Annotated in this window: 22 protein-coding genes; 9 read left to right on the forward strand and 13 right to left on the reverse strand. The window is 69.7% G+C overall.

The features are described 5' to 3' along the window. Nucleotides 1-213: 213 nt before the first annotated feature. On the reverse strand, nucleotides 214-1,668 hold the full coding sequence (gene pyk, locus OM513_RS13845) for a pyruvate kinase (protein ID WP_264945053.1): 1,455 nt from the start codon (nucleotides 1,666-1,668) through the stop codon (nucleotides 214-216). Nucleotides 1,669-1,745: 77 nt separating this feature from the next. On the opposite strand from pyk, the gene OM513_RS13850 reads away from it, so the two are divergent. From OM513_RS13850 to ruvC, 5 genes are all read left to right on the forward strand, one after another. Next, nucleotides 1,746-2,123, forward strand: a complete 378-nt coding sequence (locus OM513_RS13850) for a DUF1244 domain-containing protein (RefSeq protein WP_264945055.1) — start codon at nucleotides 1,746-1,748, stop codon at nucleotides 2,121-2,123. A gap of 30 nt (nucleotides 2,124-2,153) precedes the next feature. Further along, on the forward strand, nucleotides 2,154-3,512 hold the full coding sequence (locus tag OM513_RS13855) for a metal-dependent hydrolase family protein (protein ID WP_264945057.1): 1,359 nt from the start codon (nucleotides 2,154-2,156) through the stop codon (nucleotides 3,510-3,512). A gap of 80 nt (nucleotides 3,513-3,592) precedes the next feature. Beyond that, nucleotides 3,593-3,832 (forward strand): DUF2312 domain-containing protein, encoded by a 240-nt coding sequence (locus OM513_RS13860; RefSeq protein WP_264945058.1) that lies wholly within the window; start codon nucleotides 3,593-3,595, stop codon nucleotides 3,830-3,832. Nucleotides 3,833-3,949: 117 nt separating this feature from the next. Beyond that, nucleotides 3,950-4,693, forward strand: a complete 744-nt coding sequence (locus OM513_RS13865) for a YebC/PmpR family DNA-binding transcriptional regulator (protein WP_264945060.1) — start codon at nucleotides 3,950-3,952, stop codon at nucleotides 4,691-4,693. 127 nt (nucleotides 4,694-4,820) lie between these two features. Continuing rightward, nucleotides 4,821-5,318 carry a crossover junction endodeoxyribonuclease RuvC gene (gene ruvC, locus OM513_RS13870; protein WP_264945061.1) on the forward strand — a complete coding sequence of 166 codons (498 nt, stop codon included), beginning with the start codon at nucleotides 4,821-4,823 and terminating at the stop codon, nucleotides 5,316-5,318. 44 nt (nucleotides 5,319-5,362) lie between these two features. Here ruvC and OM513_RS13875 read toward each other — a convergent pair whose 3' ends face one another. The 4 genes from OM513_RS13875 to OM513_RS13890 all read right to left on the reverse strand — a co-directional run bounded on the left by OM513_RS13875 (nucleotide 5,363) and on the right by OM513_RS13890 (nucleotide 13,273). Beyond that, complete coding sequence (locus tag OM513_RS13875) at nucleotides 5,363-6,844, reverse strand: putative 2OG-Fe(II) oxygenase (RefSeq protein ID WP_264945062.1); 1,482 nt, start codon at nucleotides 6,842-6,844, stop codon at nucleotides 5,363-5,365. Then, nucleotides 6,841-7,998 (reverse strand): aspartyl/asparaginyl beta-hydroxylase domain-containing protein, encoded by a 1,158-nt coding sequence (locus OM513_RS13880; RefSeq protein ID WP_264945063.1) that lies wholly within the window; start codon nucleotides 7,996-7,998, stop codon nucleotides 6,841-6,843. The genes OM513_RS13875 and OM513_RS13880 overlap by 4 nt, the downstream gene beginning before the upstream one ends. Next, on the reverse strand, nucleotides 7,995-10,010 hold the full coding sequence (locus tag OM513_RS13885; protein ID WP_264945065.1) for a tetratricopeptide repeat-containing sulfotransferase family protein: 2,016 nt from the start codon (nucleotides 10,008-10,010) through the stop codon (nucleotides 7,995-7,997). The genes OM513_RS13880 and OM513_RS13885 overlap by 4 nt, the downstream gene beginning before the upstream one ends. A 122-nt stretch (nucleotides 10,011-10,132) precedes the next feature. Continuing rightward, nucleotides 10,133-13,273 carry a TonB-dependent receptor domain-containing protein gene (locus OM513_RS13890; protein ID WP_264945066.1) on the reverse strand — a complete coding sequence of 1,047 codons (3,141 nt, stop codon included), beginning with the start codon at nucleotides 13,271-13,273 and terminating at the stop codon, nucleotides 10,133-10,135. Nucleotides 13,274-13,489: 216 nt separating this feature from the next. Here OM513_RS13890 and OM513_RS13895 point away from each other — a divergent pair, with 216 nt between their 5' ends. Continuing rightward, nucleotides 13,490-14,032 carry a hypothetical protein gene (locus tag OM513_RS13895; protein ID WP_264945067.1) on the forward strand — a complete coding sequence of 181 codons (543 nt, stop codon included), beginning with the start codon at nucleotides 13,490-13,492 and terminating at the stop codon, nucleotides 14,030-14,032. 459 nt (nucleotides 14,033-14,491) lie between these two features. On the opposite strand, the gene OM513_RS13900 is transcribed toward OM513_RS13895, so the two are convergent. From OM513_RS13900 to xseA, 3 genes are read right to left on the reverse strand one after another with little or no spacing between them, the layout of a single operon-like run. Next, entirely contained in the window at nucleotides 14,492-15,385 is an 894-nt protein-coding gene (locus OM513_RS13900) for a M23 family metallopeptidase (protein WP_264945068.1), read from the reverse strand. Beyond that, complete coding sequence (locus OM513_RS13905; RefSeq protein WP_264945070.1) at nucleotides 15,385-15,588, reverse strand: DUF2093 domain-containing protein; 204 nt, start codon at nucleotides 15,586-15,588, stop codon at nucleotides 15,385-15,387. The genes OM513_RS13900 and OM513_RS13905 overlap by 1 nt, the downstream gene beginning before the upstream one ends. A gap of 36 nt (nucleotides 15,589-15,624) precedes the next feature. Then, nucleotides 15,625-17,004, reverse strand: a complete 1,380-nt coding sequence (xseA, locus tag OM513_RS13910; protein ID WP_264945072.1) for an exodeoxyribonuclease VII large subunit — start codon at nucleotides 17,002-17,004, stop codon at nucleotides 15,625-15,627. Between xseA and purD the strand changes: the two genes are divergently transcribed. Further along, nucleotides 17,003-18,268: a phosphoribosylamine--glycine ligase gene (gene purD, locus OM513_RS13915; protein ID WP_264945073.1), complete on the forward strand. Its 1,266-nt coding sequence runs from the start codon at nucleotides 17,003-17,005 to the stop codon at nucleotides 18,266-18,268. The genes xseA and purD overlap by 2 nt on opposite strands. A gap of 138 nt (nucleotides 18,269-18,406) precedes the next feature. Beyond that, the gene (locus OM513_RS13920) at nucleotides 18,407-19,138 is read left to right on the forward strand and encodes a helix-hairpin-helix domain-containing protein (RefSeq protein WP_264945075.1); all 732 of its coding nucleotides are present in this window, start codon (nucleotides 18,407-18,409) and stop codon (nucleotides 19,136-19,138) included. A 48-nt stretch (nucleotides 19,139-19,186) separates the two neighbouring features. Here the strand turns inward: OM513_RS13920 and OM513_RS13925 are convergent, their stop codons facing one another. From OM513_RS13925 to OM513_RS13940, 4 genes are all read right to left on the reverse strand, one after another. Continuing rightward, nucleotides 19,187-19,711, reverse strand: a complete 525-nt coding sequence (locus OM513_RS13925) for an STM3941 family protein (protein ID WP_319951620.1) — start codon at nucleotides 19,709-19,711, stop codon at nucleotides 19,187-19,189. A 38-nt stretch (nucleotides 19,712-19,749) separates the two neighbouring features. Continuing rightward, nucleotides 19,750-21,060, reverse strand: coding sequence for a hemolysin family protein (locus OM513_RS13930; RefSeq protein WP_264945078.1), 1,311 nt, complete (start codon nucleotides 21,058-21,060; stop codon nucleotides 19,750-19,752). 110 nt (nucleotides 21,061-21,170) lie between these two features. Next, nucleotides 21,171-21,602 (reverse strand): nucleoside deaminase, encoded by a 432-nt coding sequence (locus OM513_RS13935; RefSeq protein ID WP_264945313.1) that lies wholly within the window; start codon nucleotides 21,600-21,602, stop codon nucleotides 21,171-21,173. Between the two features lie 81 nt (nucleotides 21,603-21,683). Then, nucleotides 21,684-21,974, reverse strand: a complete 291-nt coding sequence (locus tag OM513_RS13940; RefSeq protein WP_264945079.1) for a hypothetical protein — start codon at nucleotides 21,972-21,974, stop codon at nucleotides 21,684-21,686. Nucleotides 21,975-22,127: 153 nt separating this feature from the next. On the opposite strand from OM513_RS13940, the gene rpmB reads away from it, so the two are divergent. After that, nucleotides 22,128-22,415 carry a 50S ribosomal protein L28 gene (rpmB, locus tag OM513_RS13945; protein ID WP_264945080.1) on the forward strand — a complete coding sequence of 96 codons (288 nt, stop codon included), beginning with the start codon at nucleotides 22,128-22,130 and terminating at the stop codon, nucleotides 22,413-22,415. A 140-nt stretch (nucleotides 22,416-22,555) separates the two neighbouring features. On the opposite strand, the gene OM513_RS13950 is transcribed toward rpmB, so the two are convergent. Then, nucleotides 22,556-23,611, reverse strand: a complete 1,056-nt coding sequence (locus OM513_RS13950) for an esterase-like activity of phytase family protein (RefSeq protein ID WP_264945081.1) — start codon at nucleotides 23,609-23,611, stop codon at nucleotides 22,556-22,558. Nucleotides 23,612-23,863 lie beyond the last annotated feature (252 nt).

A 23,863-nucleotide genomic window follows, 5' to 3' on the forward strand; every position in this document is an offset into this window, starting at 1 on the left:
GCGCACTTGCATGCCTCGCCAACGCGCATTCGATCCGATCAAATACAAGCTGCGAAACCAAATCGAGCGGACCATCGGCAAGCTCAAACAACTCCGGCGCATCGCAACCCGATACGACCGCATCCCGCAAAACTACCTCGCCAGCCTATGCTTGGCCGCCCTCAGCTTCTGGTGCTGAATGTCGATTCAACCTAGCCGCCCGCCACAGGCCACTCAGCGATAATTCTTCAGTTCGTCGCCCAGGATGCGCACGACGTGCAGCACGTTGGTGGCGCCCGGCGTGCCGAAGGGGACGCCGGCGCACACGATCACGCGATCGCCCGCCGCGGCGATATGGTGGCGCAGCGCCATGCGCTTGGCCTTGGCCACCATCTCCTCGAACGAGCCGACGTCCTTGGTGTGGACCGCGTGGACGCCCCACAACAGGCCCAGCCGCCGCGCCGTCTCCAGCTTGGGGGTGAGCACCATGATCGGCACCGCCGGACGCTCGCGCGCGATGCGCCGCGCGGTGGAGCCCGAGGTGGTGAAGCACAGGATCGCGCTGGCGGAAACGGTGGCGGCGATGTTCTTCGCCGCCTCGGCCAGCGCGTCGGCGGTGGTGGGATCGGGGCGGGTGACGGTGAAGTGGACGCGATCGCCATGCGCCGGATCGCGCTCCACCGCATCGGCGATGGCGTTCATCATCGCCACCGATTCGACCGGATATTTGCCCGCCGCGCTTTCCGCCGACAGCATGATCGCGTCCGCGCCATCATAGACCGCGGTGGCCACGTCCGACACCTCGGCCCGCGTCGGCGACGGCGATTCGATCATCGATTCGAGCATCTGCGTGGCGACGATCACCGGCCGCCCCTGGCGCCGCGCCGTCTCCACGATGCGCTTCTGGAGCGGCGGCACCGTTTCCGGCGGCAGCTCGACGCCCAGATCGCCGCGCGCGACCATCACCGCGTCGCACTGCTCCACGATCTCGTCCAGCCGGGCGATGGCGCTGGGCTTCTCGATCTTGGCGAGCAGCGAGGCACGCCCGGCGATCAGCCGCCGCGCCTCCGCCAGATCCTCGGGCCGCTGGACGAAGCTGAGCGCGATCCAGTCCACCCCCTGTTCGCAGGCGAAGGCCAGGTCGCTGCGGTCCTTCTCGGTCAGCGCCGCCAGCGGCAGCACCATGTCCGGCACGTTCAGCCCCTTGGAGTTCGACAGCGCGCCGCCGACCTCGACGATGGTGGTCAGCCGGTCGGGCGCATGGGAAAGCACGCGCAGCACCAGCTTGCCGTCGTCGAGCAGCAGCCGCGCGCCCTCGCGCGCCGCCTCGAAGATCTCGCGGTGGGGCAGCTCGACGCGGGTGGCGTCGCCGGGCTCCGGATTGCGATCGAGCACGAATTCATGCCCCGGCATCAGCATCACCCGTCCCTCGGCGAACTTGCCGACGCGCAGCTTCGGCCCCTGGAGATCGGCCAGGATCGTGCTGGGGCGCGACACCCGCCCCTCCAGCGCGCGGATCGCCTTGATCAACGGCACCTTCGACGCCTGGTCGCCATGGCTCATGTTGATGCGGAAGGCATCGGCGCCCGCACGATGGAGCTGCTCGATCATCTCGGGCGTGCTGCTTGCCGGGCCGAGCGTGGCAAGCACCCTGACCTTGCGCGAACGCGGGTTGATCGCCTTGGACATCCGGATCCTCGCCTGGGGAGCTATGCGTCGGTGGCTCTAACCCTTAATGCGTCAGGATCAACCCGTGGAGACGGATTATGACAACGCTGGACACGCTGGACGACAAAATCGCCGCCGCCGCATTCCGCCGGCTGGTCCGCCATCTCCGCCACCGCAGCGATGCGGAGAACATCGATCTGATGGGCCTGGCGGGCTTCTGCCGCAACTGCCTGTCCGACTGGGTGGAGGAGGCGAGCGGCGGCGGCATCGGCCGGGAGGACGCGCGCGCGATCGTCTATGGCATGCCCTATGCCGAGTGGAAGGCGCGGTTCCAGAAGGAGGCGACGCCCGAGCAGCTTGCGCGGATGCAGGAAAGCCTGGCCCGGAACGAGGCGGTGGAGGCTGCGCTGGACGAAGCGCTCGACGAGAGCTTCCCGGCCAGCGATCCGCCGTCGATGATCGAGCCGGGCCGCTGAACGACATGAAATAGAGGAGAGGGGAACGAGATGATCCGCACGATCGCGACCGCGCTGGCGCTGGCAATCGCCGGCCCCGCGCTGGCCCAGTCCGCCGCGCCCGCGCCCGGCGCGGCGCCGGTGGCCGCCAAGGTGACCTATATCCACGCCGGCCGCCTGCTCGACCGGCCCGGCCAGCCGCCGCGCGGCAACAGCACGATCATCGTGCGCGACGGCAGGATCGCCGAGGTGCGCGACGGATTCGCCGCGCCGGAGGGCGGCGCCGCGCTGATCGACCTGAAGGACCGTTTCGTGCTGCCGGGCCTGATCGATCTGCACGTCCACCTGCTGGGCATCGGCGGCGATCCGATGCGCGCGCGGCTGCTCGCGCTGACCAACGACGATGCCGACGACCTGCTGATCGGCATATCGAACGCCCGCGTCACCATCGACGCGGGCTTCACCACCATCCGCGATCCGGGCGACGACCCGCGCAGCATCCGCGCGCTGCGCGATGCGATCGAGCGCGGCGACGTGGCCGGCCCCACCATCGTCAACGGCGGACTGATGCTTTCGGTGACGGGCGGGCATGGCGACGGATCGAACGGCGTGCGCGCCGACGTGGCCGAGATGATCATCCAGAAGCAGGAGCAGGTGTGCGACGGCGCGGTGGATTGCGCCCGCGCGGTGCGCCGCCAGATCGCGCTGGGCGCGCAGGTGATCAAGTTCGCGGCGACGGGCGGGGTGCTTTCCAACGTCTCCGGCGGGCTGGGCCGCGCGATGACGCCGGAGGAGATGCGCGCGATCGTGGAGACCGCGCACGGCCTGGGCCGCAAGGTGGCGGCGCACAGCCACGCCGCCGACGGCACCAAGGCGGCGCTGATCGCGGGCGTGGACACGATCGAGCACGGCAGCTTCCTGGACGATGAGGCGATCCGCCTGTTCAAGGAAAAGGGCGCGTGGCTGGTGCCGACGATGCTGGCGCCGCGCGCGGCCGTGGCGCAGGCCCGCGGCGGCGCGTTGCCGCCGGCCGTGATCCCCAAGGCGGAGGAGGCGGCGGCCGCCGCCTTCGAAAGCCACAAGAAGGCGATTGCCGCGGGGGTGAAGATCGCCTTCGGCACCGACACCGGCGTATCGAAGCATGGCGACAATGCGCAGGAGTTCGCGCTGATGGTGAAGGCGGGGATGAAGCCTGCCGACGCGATCGCCGCCGCCACCGTCAACGCCGCCGACGCGCTGGGCCGCAAGGGCGAACTGGGCAGCATCGAGCCGGGCAAATGGGCGGACATCATCGCCGTATCCGGCGACCCGCTGAGCGATGTGACGCGGCTGGAATCGGTGGAGTTCGTGATGCGCCGCGGTGCCGTCCACAAGGCGGGCGGAAAGCGCCAGGGCTTTCCGCCGCAATAAACCGCGGCAAGGTTGCGCGGGCCGCGGGCAATCGCCTAGAGGCCCGGCTTCCCCAATTCGAATCCGAGAGCCGAAAACCGATGACCGACAATATCTCCGCCGAGCAGTTGCGCCTTTTCATCGAGCGCATCGAGCGGCTTGAGGAGGAGAAGAAGGCGATCGCCGACGACATCAAGGACGTCTATGCCGAGGCCAAGTCCACCGGCTTCGACGCCAAGACGATGCGCACGATCGTCCGCCTCCGCAAGATGGAGAAGCACCAGCGCGACGAGATGGACGCGCTCGTCGAAACCTATCGCACCGCGCTGGGCATGGCCTGACGCGAGACCCCGGCCCGCCCGCCCCAAGCTTGCCGAAGGGCGTGCGCGGCCACCAACGATCGCGGGCGGCGGGCTTCGACCGGCCCGGCCCGATCGGGAAACACTGGATCCGGACCAATGGCAGGCCATTCCAAGTTCAAGAACATCATGCACCGCAAGGGCGCTCAGGATAAGAAGCGCTCCAACATGTTCTCCAAGCTCAGCCGCGAAATCACCGTCGCGGCCAAGATGGGCTTGCCCGATCCCGACATGAACCCGCGCCTGCGCGCCGCGATCAACGCGGCCAAGGCGCAGTCGATGCCGAAGGACAATATCCAGCGTTCGATCGACAAGGCGGCGAAGGGCGATACCGAGAATTACGAGGAGGTCCGCTACGAGGGCTTCGGCCCGGGCGGGGTGAGCCTGATCATCGAGGCGCTGACCGACAACCGCAACCGCACCGCCACCAACGTGCGCACCGCGGTGACCAAGAACGGCGGCAACATGGGCGCCAGCGGATCGGTAAGCCACGGTTTCGACCGGATGGGCCTGATCAACTATCCCGCCTCCGCCGGCGATGCCGACAAGGTGTTCGAGGCCGCGCTGGAAGCCGGCGCCGAGGATGTGACGTCGAGCGAGGACGGCCACGAGATCTGGACCGCGATCGACGCGCTGCATGAGGTGGTGAAGGCGCTGGAACCCGTGCTGGGCGAAGCCGAGGGCGCCAAGCTGGCGTGGAAGCCGCAGACCATGGTCAGCGTGGGCGAGGACGACGCGGGCAAGCTGTTCAAGCTGATCGACACGCTGGACGACGACGACGACGTCCAGACCGTGTGGGGCAATTACGAAGTGCCCGACGAGGTGATGGAGAAGCTGGCGTGATCCAGCGCCTCCCCCGGCGCACTGGGGGAGGTTGTTCCCGGCGGCGGCGCGGGCCGCCGTCCTGCTTGCTCACGCGAAGGCGCGGAGGCGTGAAGCTGGCGGCAGCCGTCCCAGCGGCGATCCGCGCATGATCCTGCTCGGCCTCGATCCCGGGCTGGCGACCACCGGCTGGGGGCTGATCCGCGCCGAAGGCAACCGGCTGAGCCATGTCGCCAACGGCCGTCTGACCACCGATGCCAAGGCGCCCCTTCCCCGCCGTCTGGCGCATCTCGACGCGCAGCTTGCCGCGCTGATCGCCGATCATGCGCCCGATGCCGCCGCGGTGGAGGAGGTGTTCGTCAACGCCAATCCCCAGTCCACGCTGAAGCTGGGGCAGGCGCGCGGCGTGGTGATCTGCGCCGCCGCGCGGGCGGGGATCGAGGTGGGCGAATATGCCGCGCGGCTGGTGAAGAAGGCGGTGGTCGGCAACGGCAATGCCGAGAAGGCGCAGGTCCATGCGATGGTGACGCGGCTGCTGCCCGGCGTGAAGATCGACGGCCCCGACGCCGCCGACGCGCTGGCCGTCGCGATCTGCCATGCCCACCACCTGGCCAGCGCAAGGGCGCTGGGGGGCGGCAGGGCGTGATCCGCGCGGATTGAACCGTTCCCAGCGGAGGCCGGGGAGCGGATTCAGGCAGGCGGTGCGACGTCGAAGGCCACGGTCATCCGCTCGCCGGCGGCGAAGGGCACCGTGCCGTGCCACAGGATGGAGGGGAACAGCACCAGCCGCCCCGGCCGCGGCTCGACGGTGCGCAGCGGCGGCAGATCCAGCCCCAGCCCGGCCTGCGGAGCGCCCAGCGTCAGCCACCCGGCCTCGCCTCCGCCCCGCTCCGCCTCGCCCGGCAATGCGACGTACAGCGCGGAGGATATCCAGCCCTGAGGATGGACATGCGCGGCATGGTGCCCCGCCGCCGCCAGCCGCACCGACCAGCTTCCGGCGAAGCGCACCGGCCTGTCGCGGCGCGGCGCGAGCGTGGGGTGGCGCGGATCGGCGGGGGGAAGCTGGTCGCGGTGCCGCTCCACCGCCCAGACGATGGCCTGGCGCAGCGCCACGATCTCCGGCTCGATCCGGCGGAACAGCGGCCCATCGGTCTGGGTGCCGCCACGCACCGACTGGTCGAGATGCTGCGCGCGCGCGTGGTGAAGCCCGCGCAGCACCTCCGCCAGCCGCTCCAGCGGCGGCAGGCGATCGCCCAGGTCGATCACCGAGACGAGCCGGGGATCTCCCGCCAGCCAATCGTGGCGCGGATCGCCCGCCAGCCGCCAGGCGATCGCGGCATAGGGCCAGAGCGCCGTGGCGTGGGGCGTATCCAGCCAGCGCTCGATCAGCGGCAGCGCCTCCGCCGCGCGTCCGGTGCGCAGCAGGTGGCGGACGCGGCGCACCGCCACGCCCGCATCGTCGAACCCCGCCAGGCGCAGGAACAGCGGCTCGGCGGCGTCGGCCTCGCCCAGCTCCGAACGGGCGGCGGCCTCCTGAAGATCGAGGAACGGCGATCCGCCCACCGCCGCCCGGGCGCGGGCGATCGCATCGCAGGCGGCGCCATGCTGCTCGGCGAGCATCAGCGTCTGCACCAGCCCTTCCCACAGCGCGCGTTCGCCCGGATGCCCGGCGATCGCGCGGTGATAGGAAGCGGTGGCCGCATCGCGCGCGCCCATCATCCAGCGGAGCTGCGCCAGCTTGGCGTGGCCCGGCAGCCAGCCGGGGTTCTGCGCCAGCAGCGCGTCCAGATCGCGGATCGCCTCCTCCGCGCGGTCCTCGGCGAACTGCGCCGCCGCGCGGCCGAAGCGCACCTCGCCATCGCCCGGCGCGAGCGCCACCGCGCGATCGTAAAGCGCCAGCGCGGGCACCCCCGCCTCCAGAGCGACATGCGCGTGGCCCTGCGCGATCTTGGCGTCGCCTGGTGCCAGCCGCGCGGCATGGGCGAAGGCATCGAGCGCGATCGCGTGGCGATCCAGCGCACGATGGAGCAGCCCGCTCCACTGCCACAGCCGCGCATTGCCGCCCGCGCGCGCCGCCGCCTGGGCCAGCAGCGGCGCGGCCTCCTCCTCATTGCCGTCCGCCAGCGCGGCTGCGGCGCGGCGTTCGAGCGCCTCGGCCTCGCCCGGGGTCACAGCCCGCCCGCGGAGGAGCCCCCGTCGGCCGCGATCATCGCCGCCACGGCGGCGCGCTCGGCCGCGGTCAGATCCGGGTGCCAGACGTCGAGGATCAGCACGACGCGCAGCAGGCCGCTGGGGTTCATCGCCTCATGCTCGACGGTATCGTCGAATACCCAGGCCCGGCCGCGTTCCCACAGCCGCGTCTCGCCGCCGACACGGAACCAGCAGCCTTCGGGCACCACCAGCGGCAGATGGCACACCAGCCGCGCGTTGTTCACCCCGACATGCGGCGGGATGCTGGTGCCCGGTGCGAGCAGCGAGAACATCGCGTTGGGCGAGGCCCCGGGGATATCCGGCTGGCCGATGCGATCGAGCAGCGCAAGCGTGGCGGGGGCATGACGGGCGTTGGCCTCCACCCGCTTGCCGTTCTTGTAGAGATGGATCGCGGTCCAGTCCGGATTGCGGTTGAGCGGGCGCCATTGCTGCAGCGGCAGATGATCCGGATATTCGATATAGGGCACCAGTTCGGACCGTTCGGAGGCCATTGCGGCCTCCAGCTCGGCGGCGATCGCATCGGTCGCGGCCTCCAGCTCCTCCAGCCAGGGGAAGCGGGCGCGCGGATGATATTCGCGCTCGGCGATGCCGGGGAAATGATAATGGGTCGGCTCGCTGTGCCACACCCGGGTGCGGCGCAGCGCGTTGGTGCGGAAGCGGGCGATGCGCCAGCGCTCGTCCTCATCCGCGCCCGCCTCGATCGCCGCCGTGCCCTGTGCCAGCCGCGCCTCGCGCGCGTCGAGCCAGGCGTTGTGGCGCCGCTCCGCCTCGGCGACGATGCCCGCGAGCTGGGGCGGCAGCGCGCCGTCGGGCCGCTGTGCCAGCGCGTTGCCCCATGCCTCCCCGGCGCGGGGATCCTCGATCCGTTCGAGCAGGCTGGCGCGCAGCAGCAACGCCGAGAAATCGAGCGGGTGGACGGCGAGCGCGGCGTGCGCCGCATCCAGCGCGACGCGCGGCTGGCCCAGCGCGCGGCTGATCCCCGCCAGCCGCATCAGCACGCCGAAATCGCCGGGATCGGCCTCCGCCGCCTGGCGCAGCAGCGCCTGCGCGCCCTTCAGGTCCTGCGCCGCCGCCGCGCGATCGGCCTGGGCGACCAGCGTGGCGGCATCGCTCACAGCGAATATCCGAAGCGTTCGGCCCAGGGCTCCAGCACCGGCAGCACCGGCTCCAGATGCTTGCGGTAACGGGTCCAGCGGCCGGCCGCGCGCTTGTAGATCGGCTCGGTCACCTGCGAATAGCTGGCGGTGGTGATCAGCCCGCGCGCCTTCGCCGTGCGGGTGTGGTCCAGCGCTTCCTCGCGCCATTCCAGGCCCAGGAAGTCGAACAGCGGCCGCACCTCCGCCGCCACATCCTCCACCAGTTGCTCATAGACGATGGTGTGGACGTTGAGCGGCAGCAGTTCGCGCGCGCGCTCCCAATGGCGGAAGGTGAGATCATAATAGGCCGCCGCATCCTCCAGCCGCAGAAAATTGGCCATCGCGCTGTTTAGGCGGAAGTTGCTCATGAAGCAGCTCAGCAGCACGTCGCACGGATGGCGCAGCGCCAGGATGAAGCGGGCGTTGGGGAAGATGCGCGCGATCAGCGCGGCCTTTTGAAGGAACAGCGGCGATTTATCGATCAGCATCGATCCGGCGGGCACTTCCGCCACCTTCGCCACCTCATCGCGATACTGCGCGCGGGCGGCGGCGATCGCGGCATCGTCCATCCCCGGGATCGCGAAGAAGCCGCCGGTTTCCTTGTCGACATAGTTGAGCGGCGGCTGTTCCTCCATCACCGTGGTGGCCGGATGGCCCATCAGGATGGTGTCGAGCAGCGTCGTGCCCGAGCGCGGAAAGCCGACCAGGAACACGGGATCGGCGCCATCACCCGCAGGCGGGGTGGCGGGCTTCCACCCCGCGACCCATTCGGGAGTGAACGCCGCCACCTCTGCCTTCAGCTCGTCGCGCAGTTCCTCCGCGCGGCGCAGCGGCTCGGTGGGGCTTTCGCCGTGCAGCCGGTTGGTCTCCTGGAAATCGGCGAAGGCTTCGTCCGATCGGCCCAGCCGGTCGAGCAGCGTCGCGCGGATGTGGATCGTGCGCTCCGGCTCCACCTCGGGCGGAACCTGCGCCAGCGCCGCCAGCCCTTCCTCGAACCGGCCGGCGCGGCGATGCTCCATCGCGCGCAGGAAGCCCAGCGGCCCTTCATCGAGCCCGTTGGCCTCGGCCAGCGCGATCAGCGGGGCGAACTGGTCCTCGCGGTTGGTGTGCTCATATTGGATGACCAGGCCCAGATAGGCGTCGACCAGCTTCGGATCGTGCGCGATCGCGTGGCGGAACGCGGCCTGCGCCTCGTCCACGCGGCGGACCAGGCCATATTCGACGCCCAGCTTTAGCTGCAGGTTGGGATTGTCCGGATCGCGCGCCACCGCGCCCTCGATCGCGGGCAACGCCTCTTCGTGCCGCGCCTCGCGCTTGAACAGGACATAGAGTTCGTGGAGCGGGCGGCCGTCGTCCGGGAAGTCTTCGGCGGCCTTGCGCAGCACGGCGGCTGCATCGTCGATCCGGTCGGCGTTGCGCAGCGCCTCCGCCAGGTTGAGCCGCGTCGGCGCGGCCTGCGGATCGAGCGCGACCGCCCGTTCCAGCGCGGCGACGCTGCCCGCGAAATCGCCGGTGGCCGACAGCGCATTGCCCAGGTTGTTCCAGCTCTCGAAATCGCCGGGCGCCGCGGCGACGACGTGGCGATAGGCCTCCACCGCCTCCTCATAGCGTTCCAGCGCCTGGGCCGCGAAGCCGCGATAGCGCGCGATGCGCAGCGTGGGATCGGCCAGCGCGCGATCGCGCGTCGCCACCTCCAGCGCAGTGGCCAGGTCGCCGGTCTCCACCAGCGTGGCGACAAGGTTGCACGCGATGGTCGTGTCTTCGGGCCGGCCGTGGTGCGCGGCGCGCAAGTGCGTCACCGCACCGGCAGGATCGCCGGAACGCGCGCGCAGCATACCGAGGAAGGCGTTGAGCGCGACGATGTCGCCGCCACCGGCCAGCGCGTTTTCCGCGATCATGCGGGCGCGGGCGAGGTCGCCCGCCTGGGCCGCCCCCATCGCCTGGCGCAGGGCATTTGCGGTTGCGGGATCGAGCATGGGTGCGCTTGCCACCTTGGCTGTTTGGACCGCGGGCAGGCACCAATGCAACCGCCTGATTGCCGCGCCGGATCCGAAAAAGAGAGGGGCGGCGGACCCGAAGGTACGCCGCCCCGAAGTATCAGGCGATCCGATCGTCAGAAGTCGATCGTGACACCCATGTAGATGTAACGGCCCAGCGCGTCATAGGTCGCCGGATAGGTGTTGCCGTTGCACGGACCGGTCGGACACAGGTTCGAACCGTCGCGCCCGGCGTTACCGCTGGTGACAAACGGCGGAGCCTTGTCGAACAGGTTGTTCACGCCGAGGCGGAACGAGTAGTTCTTGCCCAGCGAATAGGTCGTCGCCAGGTCGAAGTAGTTGTACGCCTTGATGTGCAGGCCCGGATCGAAGTTGAACGCACCGGTCAGCGCCTGATAGGTGCTGAGGGTTTCCGCGGTCACCTTGCCGACATAGCGCCACTGGAGCGACGCACCGAGACCGAACGGCGCCTGCCAGGTCAGGCGCGCCTTGTGCCGCCACTGGGGCAGCGGAGCGCCGCTGGTGACCGTGCCGCCCGCCGAGCAGGTCGGACCATAGAGGCCCGCGCAGTCATAGGGCTGGGTCACGCCGTTATCGACGATGTAGCGATCCAGATAGGTGCCCATCATGTTGACGCCCAGCGAACCCCAACTACCGATATCGGTCGAGTAGGAAGCGCTGACCTCCACGCCCCGGGTCTTGGTGGTGCCCAGGTTGTTCGGGATGCCGTCGACATAGCCGCCCGGCGTCAGCCAGATCGAGCCCGCGGTGTCGCGATGGACCAGCGTGCACGAATAGGGGACGAACGAGGACGTCGCGTTGGCGACGCAATCCTTCAGGATCGCGTCCTGCGCGGCGGGGCTGATCGCCTGATCGACCTTGATGTCGAACCAGTCGATCGTGGCCGAGAAGCCCGGCAGCATCGACGGCTGGAGCACGACGCCCAGGGTCTTGGTGGTGGCGATTTCCGGCGTCAGGTTCGGGTTGCCGCCGATCAGGCCGTTGTACTGGCCCGCCGGATTGGCCGCCGTGCCGGTGCCGACCGCGAGGCCCTGATAACGGCAGCCCCATTCGGCGGCCGTGATCGTGTGGCCCGAGCACGGATCGCTGGAGCCCGCCAGACCCACGGTGGGGGTGGCGAACAGCTCCTGGATGTTCGGCGCACGGACGGCGCGGTTGTATGCGCCGCGCAGGCGGATGTCGCGAATCGGCGCGAAATCCAGGCCGAGCTTCCAGGTGTCGGTGCCGTAGCTCTTGCCCGCGCTCGTGTCATAGTCCGAACGGCGATAGCCCGCGGTCAGCGACAGATCATAGAAGATGCTGTCGTGGACGATCGGGACCTGGGCCTCCGCGAAGAACTCGAACACCTTGAAGCTGCCGGCGATCGGCAGCGTGGCGCCGCCCTGGCCGGTCAGGTCGCCGGTGGCGAAGGCATTGTCGGTCTGCAGCTCGAGCGATTCCTTGCGGTATTCGATACCGAAGTTCACCGCCACGCCGTCATCGGCCCACGGCGACTTCACGCCGTAGTCGCCCAGCAGGCCGGTAACCGACGCGCTGGCGATCTGCTCGGAGGTCTGGCCCTTCTGGAAGCCGGTGGCAGACAGATAGGCGACCGCCGCCGCGCTGGCGCCGCCGGCGCCGCCGAACACATTGTACGGAACGCAGGTCGGATCCGAACCGTCGAGCACCGAACGGCAGATCGGATCGAACGCCGCGGTGCGCGGATCGTCCACCACGTTCAGCGCGCGGTTCAGACGGGCGACCGAGAACTCGTTCGAATAGACCTGCGTGTAGTTGACGCGGCCATACTGATAATAGGCATCGTACGACCACTGCGGACCCAGGTTGCCCTTGGTGCCGATCACGCCGCGGAAGTTGACGTGCTGCAGGTCCGAACGGCGCGGACCGCCTTCCACGTTGCGGCGCAGGAGCTGGAAGAAGCCCTGGTTGTAGGTCGTGCCGAACGAATCGGTGAAGACCAGCGGCGCATTGCCCGGATTCGGGTTGTACGGCGCGCCCGTGGCGAGCGGGAAGTTGCCGAGATAGCCGTTGATCAGGTTGTCGCCGTCGCAGACCACGTTGCGCTGCGTCGCCGACATCAGCGGGTTGTCGCAGTTGATGGTCAGCGTGTTGCCGAAGTCACCCGAGGGCGCGATCTGGGCGACCGTGCGGTCGTCCATGAACATGAACTCGAGGTACGGCTTGATCGACTCGTTGACTTCGTAGTTGGCGAAGAAGCCCGCCGTGTAGCGCTCGTCGGGGCGCTGGAAGTAGTTGGTCGGCGCGAAGTTGTAGAGCGTCGCGGTGTTCGCGAAGCCGCCGCCCGGCGTGAAGGTGTAGATGGTCGAGGTCGCGGTGGTCACCGCGGTATCGAACAGCACCACGTTGCCGTTGTCCGACGTCGCCGAACCGCCGCAGCGCGGAGCCCCGCCGCCGCCGTTCTGCAGCACGCAGGCCGAATAGTCGCGGTTGCGCTGGGTGATCGGCTTGACCTTGCGATAGCCGAAATAGGCGACGGCATGGCCACGGTCGTCGTCGAAGCCGGTGCCGATCGCAACCGTCGCGTCCCAGGTGCCACCGTCGGTGACGCTGCCCTTGGGATAGTCATAGCCCACCAGGCCCGCGTTGGCGCGCGCATCGAGCAGCGGCGTCAGGAACTTGTCGCGGTTGTTGTGCTGGAAGAAGCTGTACTGGCCGTCGACGCGGATACCGGTGAAATCGGTGTCCACGATGAAGTTGACGACGCCGGCGACCGCGTCCGCACCATAGGTCGACGAAGCGCCGCCGGTGAGGACCTCGACGCGCTTCAGCATCGCGGCCGGAACGATGTTGATGTCGGCGGCCGAACCGCTGGTCGGGCTCGGATCGCCCGGCAGCAGGCGGCGGCCGTTGATCAGGCTCAGCGTGCGGGTGGTGCCCAGACCGCGAAGGTCGACCGAGGCGGTGCCGTCGGCGCCGTTCGACAGAGTCGAGGCCTGCGACGCGAACACAGCCGGCAGCGAGTTGAGCAGGTCCTCCATCTTCGTCGTGCCCTGGAGCTTGATGTCCTGGCTGTTGACGACGGTGACGGGGGCGACCCCCTCAAGGTTCGGCTGCGGGATGCGCGAGCCGGTGACGATGATCTCGCCCTCATCCGAGGCGGTATCCGCCGGCGCGGACTGGTCGTCCTGCGCGAAGGCGGGCGAAGCGATCAGCGCAATGCCGATGGCGAGCGGAGCCGCCCCACGCTTCAAATACCCTGCCAATCTGTTGGTCATGGTTTCTTCCTTTCCCTGAATACCAGGCGCCCGCAGGGGCGCCGGATCGCGGGAGAAAGCACTTCGTTTCGACCAGTGTAAATCGTTTGTGTGTGGCCTGGATAAATCACTTCGGCACTATGCTTTTTGTGCAACACAGCGGCAACGTTTTCGCAAGGAAACGGACACTTGACTCGCCGCCTGCGCGGGTCGCAACTGTGCGCAGGAGAACGAGTTATGTCCGACAAGCGTCCCACGGCAGCCGCCCTTCGCGGGCTATGGCTGGCTGCGGCCGCGCTGCCGTTTCTCGCAGTCGCGGTACCGGCCGCGGCGCAGGACCGGTCGAAGCGACTCGACGATGTCGTCAACTGCCGCAAGATCACCGATGCCGCCGCCCGGCTGGCCTGTTACGACACCGCCGTCGCCGAGCTGGACAGCGCGGAAAAGGCGCGCGAGGTGGTGGTCGTCGATCGCGAGCAGGTGCAGGAGGCCAAGCGATCGGTGTTCGGCCTGAAGCTGCCGAAGATCCGCCTGTTCGGCGATGGCGTGCCCGATGCGGATATCGACCAGATCGACACCAGCGTCACCGTGATCGCACGCCGCGGCGACGGGCGCGTCGCATTCACCGTGACCGACGGCGCGCGATGGGTGCAGACCGACGATCGCGCGCTGGTGGGCGTCAAGCCCGGCACCGCGGTGACGCTGACCAAGGGCGCGATGGGCAGCTATTTCGCACGCTTCAGGGGCGCGATCGCGATCCGGGTCGAACGGGTGAACTGAAGCCTGGGCGGAGCAGCCCGAGGTTCCGGCGACACGCGGCGCCGTTGGATGGGCAGCGAAACAGGGTTGGCTCCACAGCAGGGTGCGTCAAATCTGACCCATGCGCGCCGGGCCGTTCCGGCTTGGTTTATGTTTCACGCGAAGGCGCGAAGGCGCTAAGATTTGAAGAGAATTTGTTCGCGTAGGGGCGCTGAGATGCGTCGCCTGATCGCGCCGAAGGCGTCCTTCCAATAGCTCGCGCGCGGCGGCGCTTGGATGGGGGATCGCTATCGCGGCCAATATCTCCCCGCGCCCTGTGCGCCTCTGCCCGGACCAAAAACTTTCTTCGCGCCTTCGCGCCTTCGCGTGATTCAAATGGAAGAAGACCAACGCCGCCGCCCCGGGCACAGCCGTCCCGCCTCACCATAAAACCGCGTTCAATCTCCCGGAGAATGCCACTCGGATTTGATGCGCGATACCCTAATCCGCCATCGGCATCGGTCCGGCGACCAGCAGCGGATCGATCCGCGCGTCGCGCCACTTGAGGCTCCAGTGCAGGTGCGGGCCGGTCGCCCGGCCGGTCATTCCCACGGCGCCCACCGGCTGGCCGCGGCGCACGCGCTGGCCCACCGTCACGTCGATCCGCGACAGGTGCATGAAGGCGGTGTTGAGCCCCATGCCGTGATCGATCATCAGCAGATTGCCCTCCAGCGTGAAGGGCTTGGCGGCGGCGAGCACGACCACGCCGTCGGCCGGCGCCAGCACCACCGTGCCCGTAGGCCGGGCGATGTCGATGCCGGAGTGATAGGAGCCCGCCTCGCCGTTCTTGTACACGCGCTGCGATCCGAACAACGTGGAGATGCGCCCGGTGACCGGCCACAGGAAATCCTGGCGCCATCCGGCGGCGTCGGTCTCCTTGCTGCGCGCGGCGGTGATCTGTGCCAGCTCGCCGGGGCGGGTGCGCTCGAACTCGGGCTGGGGCACGGGGTATTTGGGCAGCGTGTCCAGCCGCGAGATGTCCCAGGCGCGCGGGGCGATGGCCAGCGTCTCGCTGACGGTGGTGCCGTCGGCCAGCGCGGCCTCCAGCCGCGCAGAGGCGGGGGCGTCGCGATCGAAGGCGATGATGAAGCGGCCGTCGGAGGCGAAGGGGATCGCCTTGCCTTCCAGCGTCAGCATCCGCGTGCCGCGCGGCACGGTGCCGCTGGCCAGCCCGCCCTGGATCAGCTTGCCGGCGAGCGCGAAGCGGCCGGGCGCCGCGGCAGCAGGCGCGGCCGGCGCGGATGCCGCCGCAGGCGGCACCTCCGGCGCGGGGACCATGGTGGCGAGGACGAACAGCGCGGCGCCGGCCGCGGGAACACGCAGCAACCGGCCCATCAACCCGCTCCGTTCAGCGCCTTCAGCGCGATATCGGCGCCGGCATAGGCCTCCTGCCGCGCAACGCTCCAATAGCGTAGTTCATCCAGCGCGATACGCTCGCCGGTGATCGCGCAGACGACGTGATCGCCCGGCGTCAGCACCCGGAATCCATTGGCCATGAAGTGCAGCCGGGCGGCGCGGGTGGAGTTGGACATCAGCATCTTGCGCAATCCCAGGAGAGGTGGAGCGGCGATCCGCTAGAGCAGGCTCGGCTGCTCGGGCTTGTCGCCAGCATAGGATCTGCCGCCCGTGCGCTCAACCCGCACGTCCACCATGCCGTCCCTGAAGTGGAGCGTCACCGCCTGGGCCGCGCGCGCCGCCGCCGCGGTGGCGATCACGCGCCCGCCCCCGCGCGCCTGGACCCAGGCATAGCCCTTTTCCAGCGGCCGGTTCGGATGCGCGGCGTCGAGCAGGCGCGATGCGCCGTCCAGCCGCTGGCGCGCGGCCTCCAGCCGGTGCGTCAGCATCGCGGGGCGCAGCGCGGCTCCGGCGCGATCGAGCTGGGTCCGTGCCGCAACCGCGCGCCGTTCCAGCGCCAGGCCCAGCCGGCCGGCGAGATCGTCCAGCTTCTGCCGCTGTGGCCCCAGCAGCGCGTCGCGCCGGGGGATCACCCGCTCCAGCGCCGCCAGCCGTTCGCCCGCGCGCTCATGGTAGCGGCGCGCGCAGCGTTCGGCGCGCAGCCCCAGCGTGGCGACATTGTTCGCCACCTCCGCCAGCACCGGCACCGCGATCTCCGCCGCCGCGGTGGGCGTCGGCGCGCGCAGGTCGGCGGCGAAGTCCGACAGGCTGGTGTCGGTCTCATGCCCCACGGCGGAGATGGTGGGGATGCGGCAATCGGCGATCGCGCGCACCACCGCTTCCTCGTTGAAGGCCCACAGGTCCTCGATCGAACCGCCGCCGCGCGCGACGATCAGCAGGTCGGGCCGCGGCACCGGCCCGCCGTGCGCCAGCGCGTCGAAGCCGCGGATGGCCCCCGCGATCTGCGCCGCCGCGCCATCGCCCTGCACCAGCACCGGCCAGACGATCACATGGCTGGGACAGCGATCCGCCAGGCGATGCAGGATATCGCGGATCACCGCGCCGGTGGGCGAAGTGACCACGCCGATCACGCGCGGCATATAGGGCAGCGGCCGCTTGCGCGCGGGATCGAACAGCCCCTCCGCCGCCAGCTTCGCCTTCAGCTTTTCGAGCAGCGCCATGAGCTGGCCCTCGCCCGCCAGTTCCATCCGCTCGATCACGATCTGATATTTCGAACGGCCGGGATAGGTGGTCAGCTTGCCGGTGGCGATCACCTCGATCCCGTCCTGCGGGGCGAAGGGCAGCGCGCCGGCCACGCCGCGCCAGATCACCCCGTCGATCACCGCATCGGCATCCTTCAGCGCCAGATAGGCGTGGCCGGATGCGGCGCGCTTCCACCCCGAAATCTCGCCGCGCACGCGGACATGGGCGAAATTGGTCTCCACCATCCGCTTCAGCCGCTGCGAAACCTCGCTCACGGTGAACGCAGCGGAATTGTCCCCCGCGCGCTCCTCCGCTACCAGCCGCGCCGGTGCGTCGTCGGAGAAGGGATCGGGCATGAACGTCCTGCTGCTGGGATCGGGAGGACGCGAACATGCGCTCGCGTGGAAGCTGGCGCAATCGCCGCTGGTCGAAAAGCTGTGGGCGGCGCCCGGCAATCCGGGGATCGCGCAGCACGCGGAGCTGGCCGTGCTGAACCTGGCCGATCATGGCGCGGTGGCGGATTTCTGCCGCGCGAACGCGGTGGAATTCGTGGTCGTCGGGCCGGAGGCGCCGCTGGTCGACGGGCTGGGCGACAGCCTGCGCGCCGCCGGGATCGGCGTGTTCGGCCCGGACAAGGCGCCCGCGCAGCTCGAAGGGTCCAAGGGCTTCACCAAGGCGCTGTGCGCGCGCGAGGGCATCCCGACCGCCGGCTATGTCCACGCCCATTCGCTGGTGGAGGCCCGCGCGGCGCTGGCGCGGTTCGGCGCCCCGGTGGTGGTGAAGGCCGACGGGCTGGCCGCGGGCAAGGGCGTGACCGTGGCGATGGCGATGGCCGAGGCGGAGGCCGCGGTCGCCGCGATCTTCACCGGCCCGGGCGCCAGCGCGGTGATCGAGGAATTTCTGGAGGGCGAGGAGGCCAGCCTGTTCGTGCTGACCGACGGGCGCGACATACTGACCATCGGATCGGCGCAGGACCACAAGCGCGTGGGCGACGGCGACACCGGCCCCAACACCGGCGGCATGGGCGCATACAGCCCCGCCCCCGTGCTGACCCCCGAACTGGAAGCGCGGGCGATCGCGGAGATCGTGAAGCCCACCGTGGCCGCGCTGGCGCGCGACGGCATGCCCTATAAGGGCGTACTCTACGCCGGGCTGATGCTCACCACCGAGGGGCCGAAGCTGATCGAATACAACGCCCGTTTCGGCGACCCCGAATGCCAGGTGCTGATGCTGCGGCTGAACAACGACCTGATGGCGCTGATGCTGGCCACCGATCGCGGCACGCTGGCGCAATGCGGCGCCGCCGGTTTCACGGACGACACGGCACTGACGGTGGTGATGGCGGCGCGCGGATATCCGGGCACGCCGGAGAACGGCGGCCAAATCGCGGGAATCGACGCGGCCGAGGCGGCGGGTGCGCATGTCTTCCATGCCGGAACGCGGATGGACGGCGGACGGCTGGTGGCGAGCGGCGGGCGCGTGCTGAACGTGTGCGGCACGGGCGCGGACGTGCGCGCGGCGCAGGCGGCGGCCTATCGCGGCGTCGACGCGATCGACTTCCCCAGCGGCTTCTGCCGCCGCGACATCGGCTGGCGCGAAATCGCGCGCGAGACCGCGTGATCGATCGCCCGGCGAGCCCAAACGTCTCGCGGATGCACAACTGATGGCCGCTTGGGTGCGCGACGCGCTGGACGCGGCGGGAAAAGCCGCGTTAAATAGTTAACGGGGAAATCACAGCAGTTGCGTCGGGAGGGCGCCATGACCGACCTGTTCAAGTCGACGACGCCGCTCATCGCGGGAGGGCCGGACTGGCTCACCCTGCCGATCGCCATCTTTGGCGGGGCGGGGCTGCTTGCGGTGCTGATCCTGTGGTGGGCGCTGGCATCGCTGCTGCGCCGCCGCCAGATCCAGCGCCAGATCGAGGAATATCGCGCCGAACGCGAAGCGGAGGCGGCAGCGGCCGCAGCAGCAGCGGCGGCAGTACCGCCGCCTCCCCCTCCGCCGCCGCCCCCTCCTCCCCCGCCGCCTGCGCCCGAGCCCGAGCCCGTGGTGGAGGCCGCTCCCGAGCCGGTGGTCGAAGCCGCGCCGGAGCCTGTGGCCGAACTGGCCGCCGAGCCCGTGGCGGAAGCGCCAGCCCCGGCCGAGGAGCCAGCCCCGGCCGAGGAGCCAGCCCCGGCCGCGGAGTCGCCTGCGCCCGAGCCTGCCCCGGCCCCCGCTCCGCCGCCGCCCGCACCGGCCCCCGCGCCCGCCGCGATGGACGACCTCACCCGCATGAAGGGTGTCGGCCCGCGCCTTGCGGAGCGGCTCAACAGCGTAGGGATCGGCAGCTTCGCGCAGATCGCCGCGCTGTCGCCCGAGGACCAGGAAGCGCTCGATTCGCGCCTGGGCGATTTCCAGGGCCGCATCCACCGTGATCGCTGGGTGGAACAGGCCGCGCTTCTCGCCGCCGGCGACATCGCCGGATTCGAGGAGAAGTTCGGCAAGCTGTGATCCGGTCGGCGGGCACGCCCTGAGGGCGGCGTCTCGCCCCGTTGGCGATCAGCCTTCGGTGAACAGCTCCGGCGCGTTGGCCTCCACCGCCCCGGCCATCGCGTCGAAGCCCTGGCTCAGCCCCTGCGCGGTCAGCGTGACGTCGCCGAAGCCCAGTGCCTTGTTCGCGCCCGCCAGCCGGCCGAGCAGCGTCGAGGACGGGTAGGCGTCGGGATCGCGCAACCACAGCGTCAGCATCCGCTGGCTGCGGATCGTGGCATAGGCGGCGCTGTCAAAGGCGCTCCAGGGAATCGTCTCCTCCGACCAGCGGCGCCAATAGAGCCCTTCCGGCGCGATCCGCATCACCACGCCGGTGCGGAACAACTGGCGCACCGCCACCGCCGCGCAGAGGCCGAAGAAGGCGATCGCCCCCCAGCCGAGCAGCTCCACCAGCCCCGGATCGCGCAGGAAGCGTGATCCGGCCGATATCGCTTCCGGATCATAGACGAACCAGATGCCCGCCGCGACGAACAGCAGCGCCCCCGCCAGCAACAGGACCACCCGGCCCCGCGAAACCCCTGCTTCAAAAACCATCGCCACGCCCCCCCGCTCCCGGTGCGTGGCCGCGGCGGCTATCCCGCGCGGCCGACCAGCAACTTGTCGATCTTGTGCTCGTCCATGTCGACGATCTCGAAACGCCAGCCCTGCTGGACGAAATGCTCGCCTTCCTCGGGCAGGTGCTTGAGCACCGCCAGCGCCAGCCCCGCGACGGTGGCGAAATCGCGATCCTCGTCCAGCTCGATACCGATCCGTTCGGCCAGCGCGTCGGCCGGCATCTGGCCGGATACGAGCAGCGAGCCGTCCTCGCGCACGACGACATAGGGGCTTTCGCCCCGGTCGCGATCCGACGCCAGTTCGCCCGCGATCGCGGCCAGCAGGTTCATCGGCGTGACGATGCCTTCGAAATGGCCGTATTCGTCATGCACCAGCCCCATCGGCACCTGGGCGCGGCGCAGCGCGCCCAGCGCGTCCATCGCGTCCACCTGATCGGGCAGAACGGGGGCGGGGCGCATCAGCTTGCGCAGGTCCAGCGTCTCGCCGCGGAACAGCGCGGCGGCGATGTCGCGCGCCTGCACCACGCCGATCACCGCATCCACCGATCCTTCCGCCACCGGCAGGCGGGTGTGCATCGTTTCCAGCAGCGCGGCGCGGATACCGGCATCGTCCAGGTCCACGTCCAGCCAGTCGACCTCGGTACGCGGCGTCATCACCTCGCGCACCGGCCGGTCGGCCAGGCGGACGACGCTGGAGATGATCGACCGCTCATGTTCCTCGATCACGCCCGATTTGCTCGCCTCCGCCACCAGCAGGTGCAGCTCCTCGGCGGTGACGCGATTCTCCGACTCGCGCTCCATGCGCAGCAGGCGGAAGATCGCGGCGCTCGTCGAATCGAGCAGCCACACGAAGGGCGCGGTGATCCGGCTGAGCCACAGCATCGGCACCGCCATGATCGCGGCGATCGGCTCCGGGCTGCGCAGCGCAAACTGCTTGGGCACCAGCTCGCCGATCACCAGGCTGGCGAAGGTGGTGATGCCGATCACCAGCGTGAAGCCCAGCGTCTCCGCCAGCTCGGCGCCGACGCCCAGCCAGTGCAGCCGCGCCGCCACCGGCCCGCCCAGGCTGGCCCCCGAATAGGCGCCCGCGATAATGCCGATCAGCGTGATGCCGATCTGGACGGTGGAAAGGAACTTGCCCGGATCGGCCGCCAGCGTGATCGCCGCGCGCGCGCCCGTTCCCCTGCCTCCCGCCCGGGCCATCGCCTCCAGCCGCGCCTTGCGCGCGGAGACGATCGCCAGCTCGCTCATCGCGAACAGGCCGTTCAGCGCGACAAGCGCGAGGATGATGACGACATCGATCCAGGGAAAGGGAGGCATCTGGTCCATCGCCGGATGGCCCCTCTTAGCCGGAGTTGCGCAGGCTTAACAACCAGGGAGTGCCGGAAAACGGGCTTTTGGTCACACACGGTCCGCTTGTCGCGGCGCCAGCCGCTCCGCTACCCCCGCCGGTCCCTGAAGAAGCCGCGCAGCATGTCCGCCGCATCGCGCTCGCCGATGCCCGGATAGACCTCGGGCCGGTGGTGGCAGGTGGGCTGGCCGAAGAAGCGCGGGCCATGCTCCACAGCACCGCCCTTGGGATCGGCGGCGCCGTAATAGAGGCGGGCGATCCGCGCATGGGCGATCGCCCCGGCGCACATCGCGCACGGCTCCAGCGTAACCCACAGATCGCAATCGTCGAGCCGTTCGCGCCCCAGCGCGGCGGCCGCGGCGCGAATCGCCAGCATCTCCGCATGTGCGGTGGGATCGGCCAGCGCGCGCGGCGCGTTGGCGGCGGTGGCGATCACCGCGCCGTCGCGCACGATCACCGCGCCCACCGGCACCTCGCCGCGAATCGCGGCATCGGCGGCGGCGTCCAGCGCCAGGCGCATCGGCTCGGGCAGGGTGAACATGCGCGCCTCAATGCACCAGCCGCGCGGCGCGGGCCATGCCCGGCGCGCGCGGCGGGCGAATCACTTCTTCTCGGCGGGCGGGGCGCTTTCGGCCGGGGCCTTCTTCACCTCGATCGTCGGCAGCGAAACCGTGGTGTTGCGCATCTCGACGGTCGGCACGGCGAAGGTGGCGTTGGTGGTGCCCATCTCGATCGTACCCGTCTTCACCTCGGGCAGCCGGCCGGCCTGCACGTCGAAGCGCACCCGCGGCATCATCCCTTCCTTGGGGAACTCCACCCGCAGCATGCCGATCGACAACAGCACCACAGCCGCGAGCGCGAGCAACCCGATCAATACCAGCAAAATACGCATCGTCCGGCTCTCCACTGAATCGCTTGCGCAATGAACGCCGTATTCACCATGCTGGTTGCACGGTAAACGGTGAATCGGTTGACGGCCCGTCCCATTACGGCTATCGGCGCGGCCTTTCCGGCCTTCCGGGGCCCTCGATTCAGGACTGAACCGATGTCGCGCATTTGCGAGCTGACCGGCAAGGGCCGGCAGGTGGGACACAATGTCTCCCACGCCAACAACAAGACCAAGCGTACGTTCCTGCCCAACCTGCAGAATGTGACGCTGATCTCCGACGTGCTCGGCAAGAGCGTGCGCCTGCGCGTTTCGACGCACGGCCTGCGTTCGGTGGAGCATGTCGGCGGCCTGGACAACTGGCTGCTGAAGACCCGCGACGAGCAGCTTTCGCTGCGTGCGCGCCGCCTGAAGCGCGAAGTCAAGAAGGCGTCGGTCGCGGCCTGAGCCGCCGGCCTGCCGGATTCGAACCGGCCCGCCCTTCTGCCCGAATCTCCCATGCCAACCGGCATCGGGCGTTCCGGCAGAAGGGCGGGCCGTTCGCATTGGCGGATTCGGGCATATCGCGCCCTGGCGCGGGATCGGCGCTACGGAGCCCGGGCGGCGGGCTTGACCGGTTTCGCCGGCGCGCGCGGCGGCAGGTCCAGCCGGAACTTGAGCAGCAGCGATCGCTCGAAAAAGGCGCGATTGTCGTCGCTGGCGATCCACAGCACGGTATCGGTGCCCTCGCGCGCCACCGCCAGCGCCTCCAGATTGTCGCGCGTCAGCGGCGGCCCGATCGTGGCCAGATCGATCCCGCGCACACGCGCGCCCGGCCGGATGTCGCGCGGCTCCACCAGCAGCAACTTGGCCGAGAACAGGTCGCGGAAGGTGAAGCGCAACAGCGATTCGGGCGAAAGCTTGCGCAACAGCACCAGCAGCCGCCCATCGGGCAGCGGCACGGCGTCTGAGGGATTATATCCGTCCTCCGGCTGCACCAGCGCGAAGCGATAGGCGCGGGTGCGCGGATCGGCGGGATCGCCAAGGAAGCGCACGCCCGCGCGCGTGCCCCCCGCCCCGCCCGGCTCGGTCTCCGCGATCGCCACGAAGCTGCCGTCGGGCATCCGGGCGAGCGATTCGATCCCGCCGTTATAGCCCCATCCGGCCATCGGGCGCGGGCGGGCATGCGCCTGTGCCTTCGCCAGATCGGGGCCGTAGCGCCAGATCGCGTTATAGCTTTCATAGCCGATCCAGACCTGCCCGGTCGCCGGATCGCGTGCCATCGATTCGGCGTCGCGATCGGCCTTGCCCAGCCCGGTGCCGGGGCCTTCCGCCAGATCGGCGAATTCCACCGCGCGCGGCTGCCAGTCCGCACCCATGCGGAAACGGACGATATTGCCGCCGTCGCTGACCAGCGTGAACCGGTCGCCATCGACCGACATGGCGGAAAAGCCGCCGAAGGCGGGGTCCTCGCTCTCCAGCGCCACGCCGCCCAGCCAGGTGAGAGCGCCGGTGCGCACGCGCGCGGGATCGCCCGGATCGAAGGGCACCGGTATCGCGCGCATCTGCGCCACCGGCCCCAGCGTGAGCCGCTGCAGCCAGCTAGACGACGGGAGCAGCAGCAGCAGGAACATAAGCGGGATCAGGGCGGCGGCGCGACGCATCCGGGCGACCCTAAAGCGATTTCCAGCCGGGTGGAATCGCCAGCGGCCCGGAAATCGCGGCAAGCAAAGGAAAAGGGAGCGGCGAACCGGCGCGGCCGGATCGGAACCTGCTCTGGCGGCGCAGCGCGCGCCGCACGGAGGAAGATGAACCGCGGCTTACGGCGGCATTCAGGGAAGGATCAGCGGAACCCGATTAGGTTACGATCATTGTAAGCGTATCCCCTCGCGTGGCGTATCGAGGGTTCGGGGCCG

The sequence above is a fragment of the Sphingomonas canadensis genome, from assembly GCF_026013525.1.
GTDB lineage: Bacteria > Pseudomonadota > Alphaproteobacteria > Sphingomonadales > Sphingomonadaceae > Sphingomonas > Sphingomonas canadensis.